Origin of the sequence: Phaeocystidibacter luteus (genome assembly GCF_008933115.1) — a bacterium.
In the GTDB taxonomy this organism is placed as follows: Bacteria; Bacteroidota; Bacteroidia; order Flavobacteriales; family Schleiferiaceae; genus Phaeocystidibacter; species Phaeocystidibacter luteus.
The window spans coordinates 61895-77312 of record NZ_WBVO01000011.1; the positions used below are offsets into that span (position 1 = coordinate 61895).

Here is a 15418-nt window from a genome sequence, read left to right on the forward strand (position 1 = left end):
CGCCAGAAATTAGTCTTGAGGCGAGTCGGCTAAAAGCTCCACAATCGAAGTCTCAAGGTGAGCCAAATCTTCTCTCGATTCAAAGTACTCATCCATGCGCTCGTCGCCCATGTTCTGCATCGAGTACTCCGGCAAGTCTTCTATGAACATCATGGTCACGAAAGTGTCTATAAGTCGCTCTTTCATACCGTGACTTAACTCGTATTTCTGCACAATGCTGTGTTCTAGTCCTATGTGCGTGATTTCATGAATGATGATGCTGGCTGGGTTTTTATACCTCACATACTCTCCTTCTTTGGAAGTTAAGAGCGTTATGATCCCCAAATCTGGATTATAGCCTCCACCTGTTCCGTAAAGGGTGAATTGGATTTGATACGTTTCATAGAGCTTGAAATCCCAATCCCATTCTGCGCTTGTGGATTCGATGTCGGCAATGAAGGTGTTCAATAAGTCAAGCTTATCTTCAACATCAGCCATGGCCAGACTGTAATCTTCTTCAGCGAATAATCCGTTCTCCAACAAAGTGTAGATGGCCGAATAATCCTCTTCGCCAAATGTGCCTTCCCTCGACTTTTCAATCAGCGAATCTATCAGGGAATCCTCCGGAAGTCGAATGTCGTAGCCATACCCCTCCAGGAATTCATACGTGTTGATGGTCATCCATATGGAGGCAGCTTCTTGATCAATACTTGGCTGAACCAATTCAATCCTTGCGCGAGGTTCTGACTGTACGCATGCTAATGCCGAAAAAATGGCAATCAGAAGGAGGCTTGGTCGAAGAATATTCATGCTGCCAGTTCGGTTTAGAGGTTTGTTTCGATGGCATCCGCTCTTGAAGAAGAGAGCTTGTTCCCGTCGAGATCAATGTTCACTTCCCAAACATACGTTGTGCAATCGAAAACATCATCGTTACAGTCCTGCGTTGTGCCTTTTATAACATATCCGCTCGGCGTAATTTCGGCTGTGTATGCGTAGTCGTTCATTTCTCGACCGTACGTGTTTTGCCATACAAGCTTTCCATTTTTGTCGGTCCTAATCACGAAAAAGTCATAGTTCCCCACGCCATACGAACTCGTCGAACCTACGATGAGGTAACCGTCTTCCAAGGCAAAAACCGAATGCGCCTTGTCGTAACTCGTGCCGCCATATTGTTTCGACCATATTTCATTCCCATTCGGGTAATTTTCGGTTAGCAGGATATTAGAAGCGCTACCGTCAACCGCTCCTATGGTGGTGACAGAAATTGATCCGCGATCCGTGATGGCTGTTGGATGAAACTGCAGGTTGGTGCGCTTGTTGAATCGGTTGTTCAATGCGCGCCCTTTGGAAACAGTTAGTGCCACTACACGGTTGAATGCATCGCGCTCAATTTTCATGCGGTAATCGGCTATCATAAGGTCATGTTGATTGAACACGCTCACCTCACGGGCCTCGTCCCACTTAGGCATCTTCAACTTCAACTGTCCATCTTCTTGAAGAAGTTCAAATTCTACGTCTAGCGAGGCACTTTCATAGATGCCAACCAGCCTGCTGTATTCTGTTGGCCGAGCTTCCTGTTCAGAGAGTTTTCGATAGAAAGTGGTGGTACCATCGGTTTCGAACAAGACGGCTCCATTCTCCGCAAAGCCAATCTTCATGTTCACGTCGTAATACGGATGAAACAGATTCTCATCCTCACGATTCAATTCGATCCCATTGCTATTTCCGTTCTTCCACAGAATTCGCCCTTCTTCTTCTACAATGCGCATCAGCCTTCCAGAAGGAGAGTAGTACTGCGCGAAAAAGCTAGAGGTGAGGGGCTCGGTGGATAGGGTGTCCATGCCGTCTGCATAGTTAATCTCCAACTCAACATCTTTCAAATAAAGCTCGGCAACTTGATTCGCGACTCCCTCGGTCCATACGCTTCCGTTGTTCGATAATACTACTACGCTGAGGTTTTCTTCGGGGAATCGGTAGAATTGTGCTCCATATGAACCGGTTGACCCAGCGTGGTGGATGCACTTTCGATTGAATCTATCCGTGAGGAACAATCCGTAGCCGTAAGAATTCACTTCGCTGTTTGGGATCGTTTGCTGACTTTGAATCAGGAGTTCGTTGTTTGATGCATAGCTCTTCTGAATCATCTGTTCGTAGATCAGTTGATCGTGCAGCGTGGTAAATAAAAACCCTTCTCCAGCGGTGCTGGTCATCATCGGATACTGAAGCCAGTCGGCACCTCCCCAGTTCGAATACGGTAAAGCCAGATTCGGGATAATGCGCATATAGCTTTTCGGGAATGCGGTATTCGTCATTCCCAGGTCTTCGAAGAACTGTGTAGCGTATGCATGGAATTCTTCACCGGTAACCTCCTCAATAATCAATGCAAGTAGGACATATCCAGAGTTAGAATAGGAGTAGCGAGACCCTGGTTCAAAGGCGAGATTGCTCTGCTTCCTATGAAACTCTAGCACATCTCGATTGTCTAAGCCCTCTCGTCGCCACCACGGGTTTTGCTGGATTCCCATCATGTCGCAATAATCACGAACGCCGGAAGTGTGGTTTAGGAGATGTCTGATTCTGATAGTGTCCGCCACATTGGGGTAGAGCTCTGGCAAATACTTCCGGATGTCGTTCTCTAAGCTAAGCTGACCTTTCTGTGCTAGGTCGAGCACCATAAGTGCCGTGTATTGTTTGGCGTTGGAAGCGATATTGGTGCGTGAGGTTTCATGGGCAGGCACGTTATGTTGCAGGTCGGCGAATCCGCGAATGCGTTCATAAACGATTTCGCCATCGTGTACGACTCCCACAAAAAGTGCGGGATCGTCTTCCGCAACCTCGGCTTGCATGATTGAGTCAATCGTTGCGCGATAATCTTGACCTGAAGACAGGAGAGAAAGGCAAAATCCTAATGTGGCAAGTATGTGTTTCATCGGGTTTTTCGATTTGAAGGTTTGATGGCAAATATCCAGTTGATGGACCTTCACGTCGCTTCAAATCATGATTTGAGACCTAGTTTTTGTTTGTTCGATTCAAGAATTCCATCGGTGAAATCCCACAGTGTTTTTTGAAGGCTCGGTTGAACGTAGCCTTGCTGTTGAATCCACAATCAATTGCAATTCCGAGCAACGTATGGTTCAAATGCTCCTGGGCTTCGAGTTTGGCTTTTACCGCTTCTACACGGTATGCATTCACGTAATCATTGAAGTTCATTCCAAAACCTTGGTTGACTACCTCGGACACACTTTTGGTGGTTGTGTTTAAGCTTTCGGCAACATCGGTGAGTGTCAGTCGAGGGTTTTGGTAGAGTTTCGACTCCTTCATTTCATTCGATAGCTGCTCTTTCAGTGTATCCAAATCATTGCGTGCCGAGTCGATTTTGGTGGGTTGATCGATGTTGGATGCGTTAGCAGCGCCAGTTTCAATATCCGCCGCAGGCGAAATTTCATCGTGAAACACATTGTACACGCGGATACCCGATTCCGACATAGTAATGAATTGAACTACGTTGCTGTATCCGGCAATGGCCACGTATGTGAATACAAGAGAGAAGGCGAAGTAGTACCAAAACTGACTTCCAAACTGACCCCAATCCGGGTTGAAGATGAAAAAGAGTATTCTGAGAACGAGAAGGCAAAGGAACGCGAGCATGAAATTCCTGACCCATTTGAAGAGTATGGAATCAGCATAACTAACCTCTTCATTGATGCGCGTCTTGTACACGGAGTAATGCCGTAGGCTCAAGATGAGGTAGGCAATCATGGAGAGAAGTCCGGTGACTTGATACCAATCTGCAAGATCTTTATCGCGACCATCAGCGTAGAAGTAGTAATCATCCATCACGAAGACATCTGTCACGAAGACGATCAGGCTGTAAAGTCCGTATAAAACAGCGGGAATAAAGTGCAGCCGATCAGATTTTTGCAGTTTGAATTGATGATTCAGCAAGGCCTTTGTGTAGAAGAAGACCACAGGTCCGATCAGAAAAACCTGCATGAAAGGGACGAAGAACAGGAAGGCTCTAGTGCTTCCATCGCCATACCATCCGGCGTAACCAAACATGTGTGGGGAGATGTAGAAGATACAGAGTAGGAGAAGGAGGGCGAGCCATTTTCCGGCGGCGTAATTCCTTCTGCTTCCCAAAATCATGCTCAGTATGCTGAATACCAGACCCACACAAAAGAAGAGCAAAAGCGCAGAGCTCTTTTCATTAAAACTAAATCGGAGAAAATCTTCCAACGGATGAAAGGGTGTTTGGTGGCGTAGTAGCAGGTTCGATGAAGATAATCATTCTGATTTTCAGTCAATGATGCTTTAACATGTTCTCTGGTTTCAATCTGCTTTGGAATCCTTCACGTCGTTATCTTTGTCCACATGAAATGGATGCGACTACTTTCTCTATGGGTGATTATCTCTGTCTTGGTAAGCTGTGGAAATGGCGAGAATGAAATGTTTCTCCGCATAAATAAAGGCCCAGCACAGGGATCAACCTACAGCATTTCTTACCAGGTTCCCACGGGTGTAGATTATCAGCGCAGCATCGATTCTATCCTTTTTGATATTGATAGAAGCCTGTCTGCCTGGAATCCGAAGAGCACGCTTTCCAAGTTCAATAAGGGGGAGTTGGACTCTACGCTAGATGCGCATTTCATGCACACCATGGTTCGAAGCAAGGCCATTGCGCGAGAGACGGATGGCGCTTTTGACATGACGATTGGCCCCATCGTGAACCTCTGGGGTTTTGGTGCCGAAAACCGTTCTGAGATTGATTCCGCCATGGTCGATTCCACGCTCACAGTTGTGGGATGGCAGAAGCTTCAGATTGAGAAAAGTGGAAGGTATGTTCGTCCAGACGGATTGAAGGTTGACGTTAACGCTATTGCCCAAGGGTACACAGTGGACGTAATTGCGAACTTCCTGGATTCTAAGAATGTGACGGATTACCTCATTGAGGTAGGAGGTGAAATGCGTGCCCGCGGAGTGAACTTGAGAGGTGAACCTTGGGTGGTGGGTATCGACAAGCCTAGCGAGGAGATTCAACAGGAGCGATTCCAGGTCATTATAGGGTTGGATAGCGCTTCGTTGGCTACTTCTGGTAATTACCGCAAGTTTTGGGTAGATGAAGAAACAGGTGTGAAGTACAGCCACACGATTGATCCATCTACGGGCTATCCCGTTCGAGATCGACTCTTGAGCGTTTCCATTATTGCCGCTGACTGCGAGCGTGCGGATGCCATAGCCACAGCTTGTATGGTAATGGGATTGGACAAGGCGCGCAGGTTCGTGGAGAATACGGATGACATCGAAGGGTACTTCGTGTACTCGGGACTTTCTGGCGAATGGGAAGTATGGAGGTCGGCTGGATTCCAGAAAATGGAGAAGTAGATCGGACTTACGCCTTCTTCACAAACTCCGACTTCAAGGCCATAGCGCCAAAGCCATCTATCTTGCAATCGATGTTGTGATCCCCGTCGGTGAGGCGAATATTCTTCACCTTGGTTCCTGCTTTAACGGGACCAGATGCTCCTTTTACGGGTAGGTTTTTCAGAACCACGACAGTATCTCCATCTTCAAGTCGATTGCCGTTGGCGTCTTTTACCACTAGACCCGACTCTTCCTCAATGTTTGGGTTCCATTCGTGTCCGCAATCCGGACAGGTAAGAACTTCGCCGCCGGTGGAGTAGGCATAGGGTGAATCGCATTCCGGGCAAGGGGGAGTAGTGTTTTCGCTCATTTGGCAAAAGTACTCCAATTGGGAGGAAGGAATAAAAAAAAGCGGCGACCAAATGGCCACCGCTCTTTGATTGCAAAAAGTACACTTTGCTTAGTGTGCAATCAGCACTCTCTCAGCATGAGTAAACTGTCCGTTTGAGATTCGCACAAAGTAAATCCCGTTAGGTGCTTCAGTAAGGTCCACGACTTCCTTAAGAGCATTGGATGATTTACTTGACTCATAGACAGTTTGTCCTTGAATGTTTACAACTTGAATGTCGATGTCGTTGTAGCTGTCGAAATTCGCATCAACGAAGATCAAGCCGTTAGAAGGGTTTGGAGTGATAGAGATGAGGTTAGCCCAGTCGGACTCATCGATGCCGATGCTCTCACAATCTGAACACTCTTCCCAGCAAACTACTGGCAATGTGGTGTCTGCACTTGGAACGAAGTAACGGTTCACGAAAGTGTTTCCGCCGTCGATCACAGTGATTGTGCACGGGTCGCCAGAAGTCAATGTTTCGTCTACAGTCCATCCGTCAAGCGTGAACTTGTACTCGATGGTATCGGTAGGAACGTTGATGGTGATTTCGTAGATAGAATCCATGTTGGCGTCTGTCATCACTGCGCAGTTACCGCACCAGTTGTTGAAAGTACCGTTGATGTTTACTTCGGTATAAGAACCAGAGTAGTTAGATAGGTCTACTTGGAAAGTAACGTTTGCACTCACTGGAGCTCCAGTACATGTTGCGCAAGACTCCCAGCAAACGGCTTCGAGAACGGTATCAGCAGTCACGTACATGAAACGGTTTGTGAAGTTGCCGTTTGTCTTAGTACAAGGTGAGCCAGGGCTCAATGATTCTTGTCCGGCCCAGTTGTCGTAAGAGAACTTGTACTCGATAGAGTCAGCCATGATAGGCACTGTAAGCTCCCAGATGTCATCCCCATCAGGGTCAGCAAGTGGAGCACAGTTACCGCACCAGTTGTTGAATTCACCGTTAACTTCTGGAGTGGTGTAAGACCCAGTATATGTGCTCATGTCCACACGGAAAGTCACGTTGTACGTTCCTGGAGGATTAGCGCTGCTCATCATTACGTCGTCGCAGTAGTAGGTTTTCAAGCCTGCCGTAGCTCCGTCTACACCAAAGTTGTAGAAAATCGAAAGCTTGTTGTACGTAGTCGCAAAGTTAATAGGAGCTGTTCCAGCTGCTTGGTTAGCGAAATCGAAGGTCATGATCTGCCATCCGTTCGCTACAGTAGTTGTGTCTACGGTTTCAACAGATTTTGTAGGGTCGGTTACGTCCTCTGCTTTGAGGCGTACTTCAATACCTGCATCTGGTGACCAAACACGAACCGTCATTGTGGTGTTTCCCGCTGCGAATGGAATAGGTGAAGCAAGACCAGAACCAGCGCCGAGTGTTGTACCGGCCCAAGTTTGAGCACCTGCAGTCTTTTGAGACTCAAGTACCATGTTGCTTGCGTTCGTAGGGTCAACTACAACTTGAGAAGCGTTACCGCCAAAGTCGGAAACCGTGTAGTTCGTAGTAGTTCCTTCCCAATTGATAGGGAGTGCGATTTGAGCTAGACTAGAACCGGCGCCCATGCGTACGCTATCGGCATAGTAGGTTTGAGTCGCAGCAGGAACTGTATTAAAGTTGTAGAAGATCGACAGCATGTCGTATGTATTCGAAGTATTCAATGCGGCAGTACCCGGGGCTTGATTGCTGAAATCAAAAGCGAGTGTTTGCCAACCACCGGCAACGGTAGTCATCGCATCGGTTTCCACTGTAATAGTGTTGTTGGTGTGGTCTTCGGCCTTGAGGCGAACCGTTACACCTGAATCCGCTGACCATACATCTACGAGAATAACCGTGCTAGAAGCAAAAGGAATTGCAGTGGCAAGGCCGTTCGATGTACTGAGCGTTGTTCCAGCCCAAGTTTGAGCTGTGTTTGGCTTGTCTGTTTTCAAGACGGTGTTCGACATGTTGTTCGGATCCGCTTGAACAGTTGAAAGTGCTCCACCGAAATCCGTAACAGTGTAATCGGTAGTACTTCCTTCCCAATCGATAGGGAGGTCAATCTGATTTAGCTGTGCGTGAGCCAAACCGAATGACAACATCAAAATTAAAATGTAATACTTCTTCATGAGTCTTGAATTTGAATTCCAAATATATAGACCTTTTGGTGATTAAAACAATAAGACGTGTGAAAATTACACTTGCAACTTTTTATAATACTGATTATCAGTGGAATAAAATTTAAATACTTATAGTCATTTGTACAATTAGTTCAAATTCCTATATATTTGAAACCTACTCAAGCACGTGATGTTATGGCCACAGAGATAAAAGAGAATGGCGTCAATAAACAGTTTGCCGTTCCATATTATGAGATACCCTACGAGAAGTTCTTCCAGTTCGGAATGTCAGTCGATTCCATTGTTTTCGGCTATCACGACGATCAACTAAAGGTGTTACTCATCAAGCGTGGTGCTGCACCCTTTCAAGGACAACTGGCCCTTCCGGGTGACCTTGTTTATCCCAATGAGACCATCGAAGTGGCCGCTCACAGAATCTTAAAGGACCTTACGGGCATTGACGAACATAATGTAGAACAGACCAAAACCTATTCTGCCGTAGATCGTCACCCTGTGGCCAGGGTTATTACAACAGGGGTTTACTCCATTATAGATATCGCCAAACACGATCCGCATGCTTCAGCTTGGGCCGAGGGCGTGTACTGGACATCACTTGAAGATGTGCCGCAATTAGCCTTCGATCACGATCAAATTCTAAAGGATGCAGTGGATATTCTTCGAAATAAAGTGCGCAAGGAACCTATTGGTTTTGAGTTGCTTCCGGAGAAGTTTACACTTGCCGACCTTCAAAACCTTTACGAAGCACTCTTGAATGTGAAGTTTGATAAGGCTAACTTTAGAAAGCGCATTCTAAGTGCAAAATTCTTGAAAGACCTAAACGAGTTCCAAGAAGGTGTTCCACATCGTCCCGCTCGTTTGTACTCTTTCGATTCCGATAAGTACGATGAGCTTCGCGCCAATGGCTTTTCTATTCAAATCTAGATTATGAAACAGCTCTACCTTGCAATTTGCGTTTTATCTACACTTCTTGTTTCTGCCCAAGCAATACCTGTTGAGGTGGTAAATACCGGAAGTGGATGGACCCTCATGAGAAACGGTGAACCGTACTATATAAAAGGTGCGGGCGGACATGATCACCTGGATCAACTTGTTGCTCTCGGAGGCAATTCTATCCGAACGTGGAGTGCGGAAGATGCCGACGAGATTCTCGATGCCGCTCATGAAAGAGGACTTACCGTCATGTTCGGTCTTTGGGTTCAGCATGAACGCCACGGGTTCGATTACAACGACGAGGCGGCGGTTCTCAACCAGCTCAATCGATTCAAAATTGTAGTTCAGAAATACAAAGATCACCCAGCGCTCCTCATGTGGGGAATTGGCAATGAGGTTGATCTCTTCTATTCGAATACCAAAGTTTGGGACGCTATTCAGGATATAGCTGCCATGATTCACGAAGTGGATCCAAATCATCCGACGAGTACGGTAACAGCCGGACTTGATTCCACCGAAGTTTACTTAGTAAAGACCAAAGCTCCAGATATCGACATCTACGGCGTGAATACATATGGTGACATTGGCAAAGTGCCGGGCGAAATCCTCCAGTATGGATGGGATGGACCTTTCATCATTTCCGAATGGGGGCCAAATGGACACTGGGAAGTTGCATCCACCAAATGGGGAGCGCCGCTTGAGCAAACCAGCACGGAGAAGTCGGCATCCTATGCCGAGCGTTTCGACAAATACATAGCGGCTTACCGCGACCGATGCGTGGGATCGTATGTCTTCCTATGGGGGCAAAAACAAGAGACTACCTCAACCTGGTACGGCTTGTTTACCGCAGACGGTGCGCCAACTGAACCTCTCGATCGATTGTACAAGGCCTGGAGAGGAACAGCTCCTGAAGTTGCCGCCCCGTCTATTCAATCACTTACGTTGGATGGGCAAATTCAAGACTCAAGTCTCTATCTCAAATCAAGAGATTCCTATACGGCCGAACTTCAGTTTCAATACTCCCGCGATGCAGATGTAGATTGGGTGGTGTATTCAGAAAGCGCCGCGCAATCAGCCGGTGGTGATTTTGAAGAAGCGCTCCCACCTGTACTTGGGGTACTAAGCAGGCGGAGAGATAACTCGGTAAAACTCACAGCTCCCGAAGAAGAAGGAGCCTACAGGTTATTTGTTTTTGTGAGAGGAGAGGATGGGCGCACGGCCTACGCAAACTTCCCTTTCTATGTATTGCCCCGCACATCGGACGATCCGCAACCGAACTTCATTCAAATGAAGGAACGCACGCTAACTATTCCAGAGTAGATGGATATTAAATGAACTCCCTCGCCCTAAATACTACCGACTATCTCGTTATCGCTGGATACTTCGCCTTCATTTTTGTTGTGGTGGGCTTCACCATTTTCAAGAAGGGAAAGCAGAAGCCGGCAGATGGAGCTTCAAATTACTTCCTCGGAGGCCGGAATCTCGGTTGGTTTGTGGTTGGCGCTTCGCTTTTCGCCTCAAATATTGGTTCCGAACACCTCGTGGGTCTTTCTGGTGCAGGCGCATCAGGCGACTTTGCAGCGGCCCAAATTGAAATCCTCGCTGCATTTATGCTCTTGCTCTTAGGATGGCTTTTCGTTCCATTCTACCTCAGAAGCAAAGTGTTTACGATGCCAGAGTTTTTGGAACTGCGGTATGATACGTGGTCTCGGAAGTATCTATCATGGGTGAGTATCCTCGCTTATATTCTTACAAAGATTTCAATCACCATCGTGGCCGGTGGACTTGTCCTCACTACCTTTTTACCCGTAGATTTTTGGACTGCATCGCTCATTATAGTTGCTGTAACCGGTTTATACACCATCATTGGTGGCTTTAAGGCTGTTGTTTATACCGACTTGATTCAGCTGTTCGTGCTCTTGGGCGGAGCAATCGCCCTCACCATTTTTGGTCTGGATAAGGCGGGCGGTTGGGAAACGGTGGTTGAGAAGACAGAACCTGCATATCTCAGCCTGTGGCGATCGGTGAATGACGCAAATTTCCCATGGACAGGCATTCTCTTCGGAGCGCCAATCCTCGGGGTTTGGTATTGGTGTACAGATCAATTCATCGTACAACGAGTTCTCGCCGCTAGAAATCTCAAAGAGGCACGCAAAGGAGCAATCTTCGCAGGATTCCTGAAGCTATCGCCTCTTTTCATTTTTGTGATTCCCGGTGTGATAGCGTATTCGATGACACTCGGAGAGAATCCCGCTTTTCAATTCCCGATCATTGACGGTAAGGTAGCCCACGATGCTGCGCTGCCTATGCTGAGTATGGCCGTGCTTCCTGTTGGTTTTAGAGGATTGCTCATAGCCGGACTCATCGCCGCATTGATGAGCTCGCTTTCTTCCGTATTCAACTCGTGTTCTACACTTTTTACCATGGACATTTACCGGAGGTTGAAGCCCGACGTGCAGGATGTTCAATTGGTATGGATTGGTAGAGTTGCTACCGTTATCATTATCCTGCTAAGTTTAGCCTGGATTCCAGTACTTCAATCCCTTCAAGGAGGATTGTTCCAAAAGTTGCAAAGCCTTCAAGCGTACATTGCGCCACCTATTGCGGCCGTATTCCTATTGGGGGTCACCTCCAAACGAGTGGATGCCAAGGGCGCTAAATATGCCCTTATCGTTGGATCTGTCCTCGGGCTTTTACGCCTCATTCTTGAAGCGGCTTCGATTTCCTTGCCAACCTTCCTCCGTTGGTTCACCGAAATGAACTTCCTGCACTTTGCAATATTCCTTTTCACTGTATGCGTATCCGTGCTCTACTTCGTGAGCAGAGGAAAGTCGGCATCAGTGGAAGGAGCCTTTAATACTGAACTCGTGAGTGGGGCTGAAGCTCTATCGGGATCTCGTTTGAACAAAGTTCTTTCGGTCATTCTCGTGCTCGCTATCCTAATCCTATGGTATGTATTTGCATAAATTAATACGAGTCGCCTTACTGGGCCTGACTCTGGGGTTCGCGACCCAAGGATGGTCGCAACTTACCTCAGATTCGACCACGTTCGACTGGCGGCGAGGGACCTTCCCGAAGGAGAAGCCCGATGAAATCTACCAGCTCAAAGTGAGCGGGTTCTATCGTTTCTTCGGCACCAATCTCCAGATGGACGCCCCGTACCTCATCGATCCAAATTCAGGAGCGATATTGGACAATCGAACGCTCTTTATCGGCGATGATAGTCAGCTTCCAAACCTTCTCATGAACGTTTATGGCCGACCGAGCAAGAATGTCTCGTGGGGTTTCGACATCTTCATGTTCCAATTCCTGGAAGGAAATATTGGTCCGACGTACACCGGACAGGTTTCCAATGCAAACCGACCATCCGTTTGGGATCCACTGAGTGGAACGCGCCTTGGTCAAAGCATGGGGTTGAACTTGGGGATGAATTTCTACGGTTCCTATCAGACTACGCACGGTACGTTTAATGTCCGCCTAGGGGGTATCCATTGGTTCTCAATGAGCGACCTGACCCTAGCTGGTTTCCGCGGCTACAATCGTTTCACTCTTACTGAAAGAAACCCATGGGATCCTATCGGCAATGAACTCGGAGTTCGTTACGAACAGATGTACCGCAACGGAGATGTATATCAAGATTTACGTTGGGGCGAGAGAGCCGTTCAAGGCATCATTCTAGAAGGTATTAACCTGCCTGATGGATGGAGTTTCGCCGGACTTTTTGGTAAAACGGAACTCAACGGTGGATTTCTTTCTATCCCAAATAGCACTTACGGAGGTAGACTTCAGAAAACGTATGGTGAGAATGACTTCATCAGTTTCAACACACTCAACAACACTACATGGGCAGATAGCTTGAATGAGAATATTCAAGGCTTCAACATGCATACACTGGAGTGGAAGAGCATCTATCCTAATTTCATTTATCAAGTTGAAATAGGAGCAGGTAGATACAAAAGTGGTGTGACCGATTACCCTTGGGGCGAGGCGATTTCAGCCAAGGTGACCGCCACACGAAACTTACTTCCTATTCCAATTGAGATCCACTACTACCGCATTAGCCCTTATGTGGTGAACAACAACGCCATATTCTGGAATACTTCACTCGAAGATTTCCAAGGGATTAACCAATCGCCGACAGGTGGTACCGGAACTCAGGCTGCAAACGTGCTCACACCATTCAGTAGCTCCATTGTTCAAATCGGTCAGATGACGAATAACCGTACCGGTTTGAACCTAAACACCGCTGTGAGACTGGGTAAATGGAATATCGGCTTGGGGTATGGCGTATCCACCGAAATTGAGGCTTTCCAGAATCGGATAACCTACTCACACTTCGTGAATCAATTGACCAGATCGAGATTCTGGAGATGGAACTTCCCGAACAACGTGGGTCCTTATGGAAACTACAACAAGGCCTATCGCGATGCTTACCAAGTGTTAGAGGTTACAGATGATAGCCTTGGTATTGCAGTGAACCCAAAGAAATTCACGCAAATGGAAGTGCATGCGAAGTACAAGACTAAGATTGCCCATCGCAATTTTTACGCGTTCTTCCTCGGTAGATACTATACCGCTCAGCCAGAGTTTTCGATTCTTCCGGTATTCTCAGAAGACGCCTATCTGCGTCAGTATAACTCAGAACTCGAGATGTTCTACGAGTTAAATAAGACCTTCATTTTGAATTCATACCTCGGTTACGAGCGTAGCATTGCGAATTACCAAACTGAGCTCAACTCTGAAACGCTTCGTCCAGTTAACCAAACTGGATGGGGAGTAGGTGTTGGGTTTGACGTTAGCCTATCCAAAAACGCCGGCCTTTTCTTCCGTCACAGATGGTTCTCTTTTGAGGACTCGAGTTTCCCGCTCGACAAGTTTAGTGGTCAAGAAAGTAGCCTCGAATTAAAAATCTTTTTCTGATGAAAAACAGTATAAAACTCCTTCTATTGGTGTTGGTTGTTCTCGGATCTACCGACACATTCGCCCAGAAAAAGGTTTGGGTATCCGGCGCGGCCCGAGGGGTAATGTATGGCGACGGTTTCCACACAGGTGGGGCTGAAGCCGATACCGTAACCTCACGGAGACAAGAATCTGGACACACCATGGTGGACCTTGGGGTGAACATCCTGCCAAGTGAGAATATCTTCATTCAGGGCATGGTTCGTATTCGAAACGACTACGGCGGCTTCTGGGGCTCGGGCGTAACGTTCGACGTTCGACAACTCTATGTGAAAGGTATCATCGGTGGGGTAGTCGGCTACCAGCTCGGGGATATCAACTACAAATTGAGTCCGTATACCTTCAATAACTCACCTGCGTTAGTGAATTCCTTTGCCGGTGAAATCACGTCGACACCCTTAGAGCAAATCCAGTACGATGTATTCTATACCGACGATCAAACTTGGCGTCAGCAAGGTGCAGCTGTAGATTTTGCCCTTCAGTTTCGATCGATCTTTGAAGAAGCACAATTCAATTTGTTCACGACACGCGTACGTCCAACGGACTTTGCAGCCTTCGATGACCGACTTTTCGGTGGAGGTAGTGTTGTACTCGTTCAAAGTGAAAACTTCCGAATTGGTGGTCAGTATGCGAACTTATTCGACTTGAGTGGAACAAGTGATGCCACGGTATTCCTCAGAAACCCTGTGGCCACCTTGTCTACCGAATACGGTGCTGACTTTGGCTTCGGTCGAGTAGCTTTAGCCATGGAGGCAGGAACATCGAGTATGTATTGGGAAGGGGACGCCAACGCGCCAACGCTCAATGATTACTTCTACGACTTCAAGCTGAATTGGAACAGTGGAGTTACGGGGTGGAAAGCCGAAGTGGGATACCGCAACGTTGGCGCAAACTTCCGTAGTCCGGGTGCACAAACCTTGAGAATCGATTACGCGAAGAATCCGATTTCATATACGCGATATGGTAATGACCAACAGGTACGTCCGCTCACAATGTTAGACTTAAGCAGAGACGCATCCTTGTATCAAACTCAAATTTCGGCCGGTCTAATGGCGTACGACCCGAGATACGACAACGTAACTCCGTACGGCGTTGCAACGCCGAACAGACGAGGCGTTTACGGTACACTAGGGTACACGGGTGATCGTAGTGCATGGAACGTGAATGTTGACGCAGCCATGTTGCAAGATGTTGTCGGTCTTGGAACCGAGGCGCTCACAAGCTATTCCACCGCGGTGGCAAGTGCTGAGGTAAAGGTTGGTCAGCTTATCGGTTGGGATTCGTATCAGCTCAATATCGGAGGCGCATATGGAATGCAGCAAACTTCGAGAAGTGGGGCGCAAGCTTACGAGTCTATCGACTTGGGAACACAATTCTCAAGCTTCAACGTTAAGGCAACGCTAGTGGGTGATTTGTCCGTAATAGGTGAATACAGAATCTGGTCATCTCAAGGGTCAACCTTATTGGAGGAGCGTGACGACTACACGCAGATCATCGACTTCATTGAATACGACACAGACTACAGCGAACATATTGCTGGTGCCGGCCTGTTGTATGAGTTTACGGATGCCTCGGCATTACGCGTCATGTATCAAACTGCAAACTGGGAAGATAACACCGGTAGCAGCTTGCCTTACCACATGAATACTTGGACTATCTACTTCACCATGAAGTTTTAAATAA

Annotated in this window: 11 protein-coding genes; 6 read left to right on the plus strand and 5 right to left on the minus strand. The window is 47.3% G+C overall.

Annotated elements, in window-relative coordinates; genetic code table 11:
* Positions 1-9: 9 nt before the first annotated feature.
* The 3 genes from F8C67_RS12295 to F8C67_RS12305 all read right to left on the minus strand — a co-directional run bounded on the left by F8C67_RS12295 (position 10) and on the right by F8C67_RS12305 (position 4215).
* Positions 10-789 (minus strand): hypothetical protein, encoded by a 780-nt coding sequence (locus F8C67_RS12295; protein ID WP_151668156.1) that lies wholly within the window; start codon positions 787-789, stop codon positions 10-12.
* Between the two features lie 14 nt (positions 790-803).
* Complete coding sequence (locus tag F8C67_RS12300) at positions 804-2909, minus strand: serine hydrolase domain-containing protein (protein WP_151668157.1); 2106 nt, start codon at positions 2907-2909, stop codon at positions 804-806.
* 79 nt (positions 2910-2988) lie between these two features.
* Entirely contained in the window at positions 2989-4215 is a 1227-nt protein-coding gene (locus F8C67_RS12305) for a helix-turn-helix domain-containing protein (protein WP_223277564.1), read from the minus strand.
* Between the two features lie 135 nt (positions 4216-4350).
* On the opposite strand from F8C67_RS12305, the gene F8C67_RS12310 reads away from it, so the two are divergent.
* Positions 4351-5361 carry an FAD:protein FMN transferase gene (locus F8C67_RS12310; RefSeq protein ID WP_151668158.1) on the plus strand — a complete coding sequence of 337 codons (1011 nt, stop codon included), beginning with the start codon at positions 4351-4353 and terminating at the stop codon, positions 5359-5361.
* A 7-nt stretch (positions 5362-5368) separates the two neighbouring features.
* Here F8C67_RS12310 and F8C67_RS12315 read toward each other — a convergent pair whose 3' ends face one another.
* Positions 5369-5710 carry a zinc ribbon domain-containing protein YjdM gene (locus F8C67_RS12315; RefSeq protein WP_151668159.1) on the minus strand — a complete coding sequence of 114 codons (342 nt, stop codon included), beginning with the start codon at positions 5708-5710 and terminating at the stop codon, positions 5369-5371.
* Positions 5711-5800: 90 nt separating this feature from the next.
* Entirely contained in the window at positions 5801-7834 is a 2034-nt protein-coding gene (locus tag F8C67_RS12320; RefSeq protein WP_151668160.1) for a T9SS type A sorting domain-containing protein, read from the minus strand.
* 159 nt (positions 7835-7993) lie between these two features.
* Here F8C67_RS12320 and F8C67_RS12325 point away from each other — a divergent pair, with 159 nt between their 5' ends.
* Genes F8C67_RS12325 through F8C67_RS12345 form a run of 5 tightly spaced genes read left to right on the plus strand, consistent with a single transcriptional unit; the run spans position 7994 to position 15414 of the window.
* Entirely contained in the window at positions 7994-8767 is a 774-nt protein-coding gene (locus F8C67_RS12325; protein ID WP_223277565.1) for an NUDIX hydrolase, read from the plus strand.
* Between the two features lie 3 nt (positions 8768-8770).
* Positions 8771-10096, plus strand: a complete 1326-nt coding sequence (locus F8C67_RS12330) for a glycoside hydrolase family 2 TIM barrel-domain containing protein (RefSeq protein ID WP_151668161.1) — start codon at positions 8771-8773, stop codon at positions 10094-10096.
* An 11-nt stretch (positions 10097-10107) separates the two neighbouring features.
* Positions 10108-11742, plus strand: coding sequence for a sodium:solute symporter (locus F8C67_RS12335; RefSeq protein WP_151668162.1), 1635 nt, complete (start codon positions 10108-10110; stop codon positions 11740-11742).
* Positions 11729-13696, plus strand: coding sequence for a hypothetical protein (locus F8C67_RS12340; protein ID WP_151668163.1), 1968 nt, complete (start codon positions 11729-11731; stop codon positions 13694-13696). The genes F8C67_RS12335 and F8C67_RS12340 overlap by 14 nt, the downstream gene beginning before the upstream one ends.
* Complete coding sequence (locus F8C67_RS12345) at positions 13696-15414, plus strand: hypothetical protein (protein ID WP_151668164.1); 1719 nt, start codon at positions 13696-13698, stop codon at positions 15412-15414. The genes F8C67_RS12340 and F8C67_RS12345 overlap by 1 nt, the downstream gene beginning before the upstream one ends.
* Positions 15415-15418 lie beyond the last annotated feature (4 nt).

Excerpts from the sequence above, each read along its gene's own strand:
- F8C67_RS12295 (WP_151668156.1), bottom strand. The coding sequence starts at position 789 with ATGAATATTCTTCGACCAAGCCTCCTTCTGATTGCCATTTTTTCGGCA.
- F8C67_RS12300 (WP_151668157.1), bottom strand. The coding sequence starts at position 2,909 with ATGAAACACATACTTGCCACATTAGGATTTTGCCTTTCTCTCCTGTCT.
- F8C67_RS12310 (WP_151668158.1), top strand. The coding sequence starts at position 4,351 with ATGAAATGGATGCGACTACTTTCTCTATGGGTGATTATCTCTGTCTTG.
- F8C67_RS12315 (WP_151668159.1), bottom strand. The coding sequence starts at position 5,710 with ATGAGCGAAAACACTACTCCCCCTTGCCCGGAATGCGATTCACCCTAT.
- F8C67_RS12320 (WP_151668160.1), bottom strand. The coding sequence starts at position 7,834 with ATGAAGAAGTATTACATTTTAATTTTGATGTTGTCATTCGGTTTGGCT.
- F8C67_RS12330 (WP_151668161.1), top strand. The coding sequence starts at position 8,771 with ATGAAACAGCTCTACCTTGCAATTTGCGTTTTATCTACACTTCTTGTT.
- F8C67_RS12335 (WP_151668162.1), top strand. The coding sequence starts at position 10,108 with ATGAACTCCCTCGCCCTAAATACTACCGACTATCTCGTTATCGCTGGA.
- F8C67_RS12340 (WP_151668163.1), top strand. The coding sequence starts at position 11,729 with ATGTATTTGCATAAATTAATACGAGTCGCCTTACTGGGCCTGACTCTG.
- F8C67_RS12345 (WP_151668164.1), top strand. The coding sequence starts at position 13,696 with ATGAAAAACAGTATAAAACTCCTTCTATTGGTGTTGGTTGTTCTCGGA.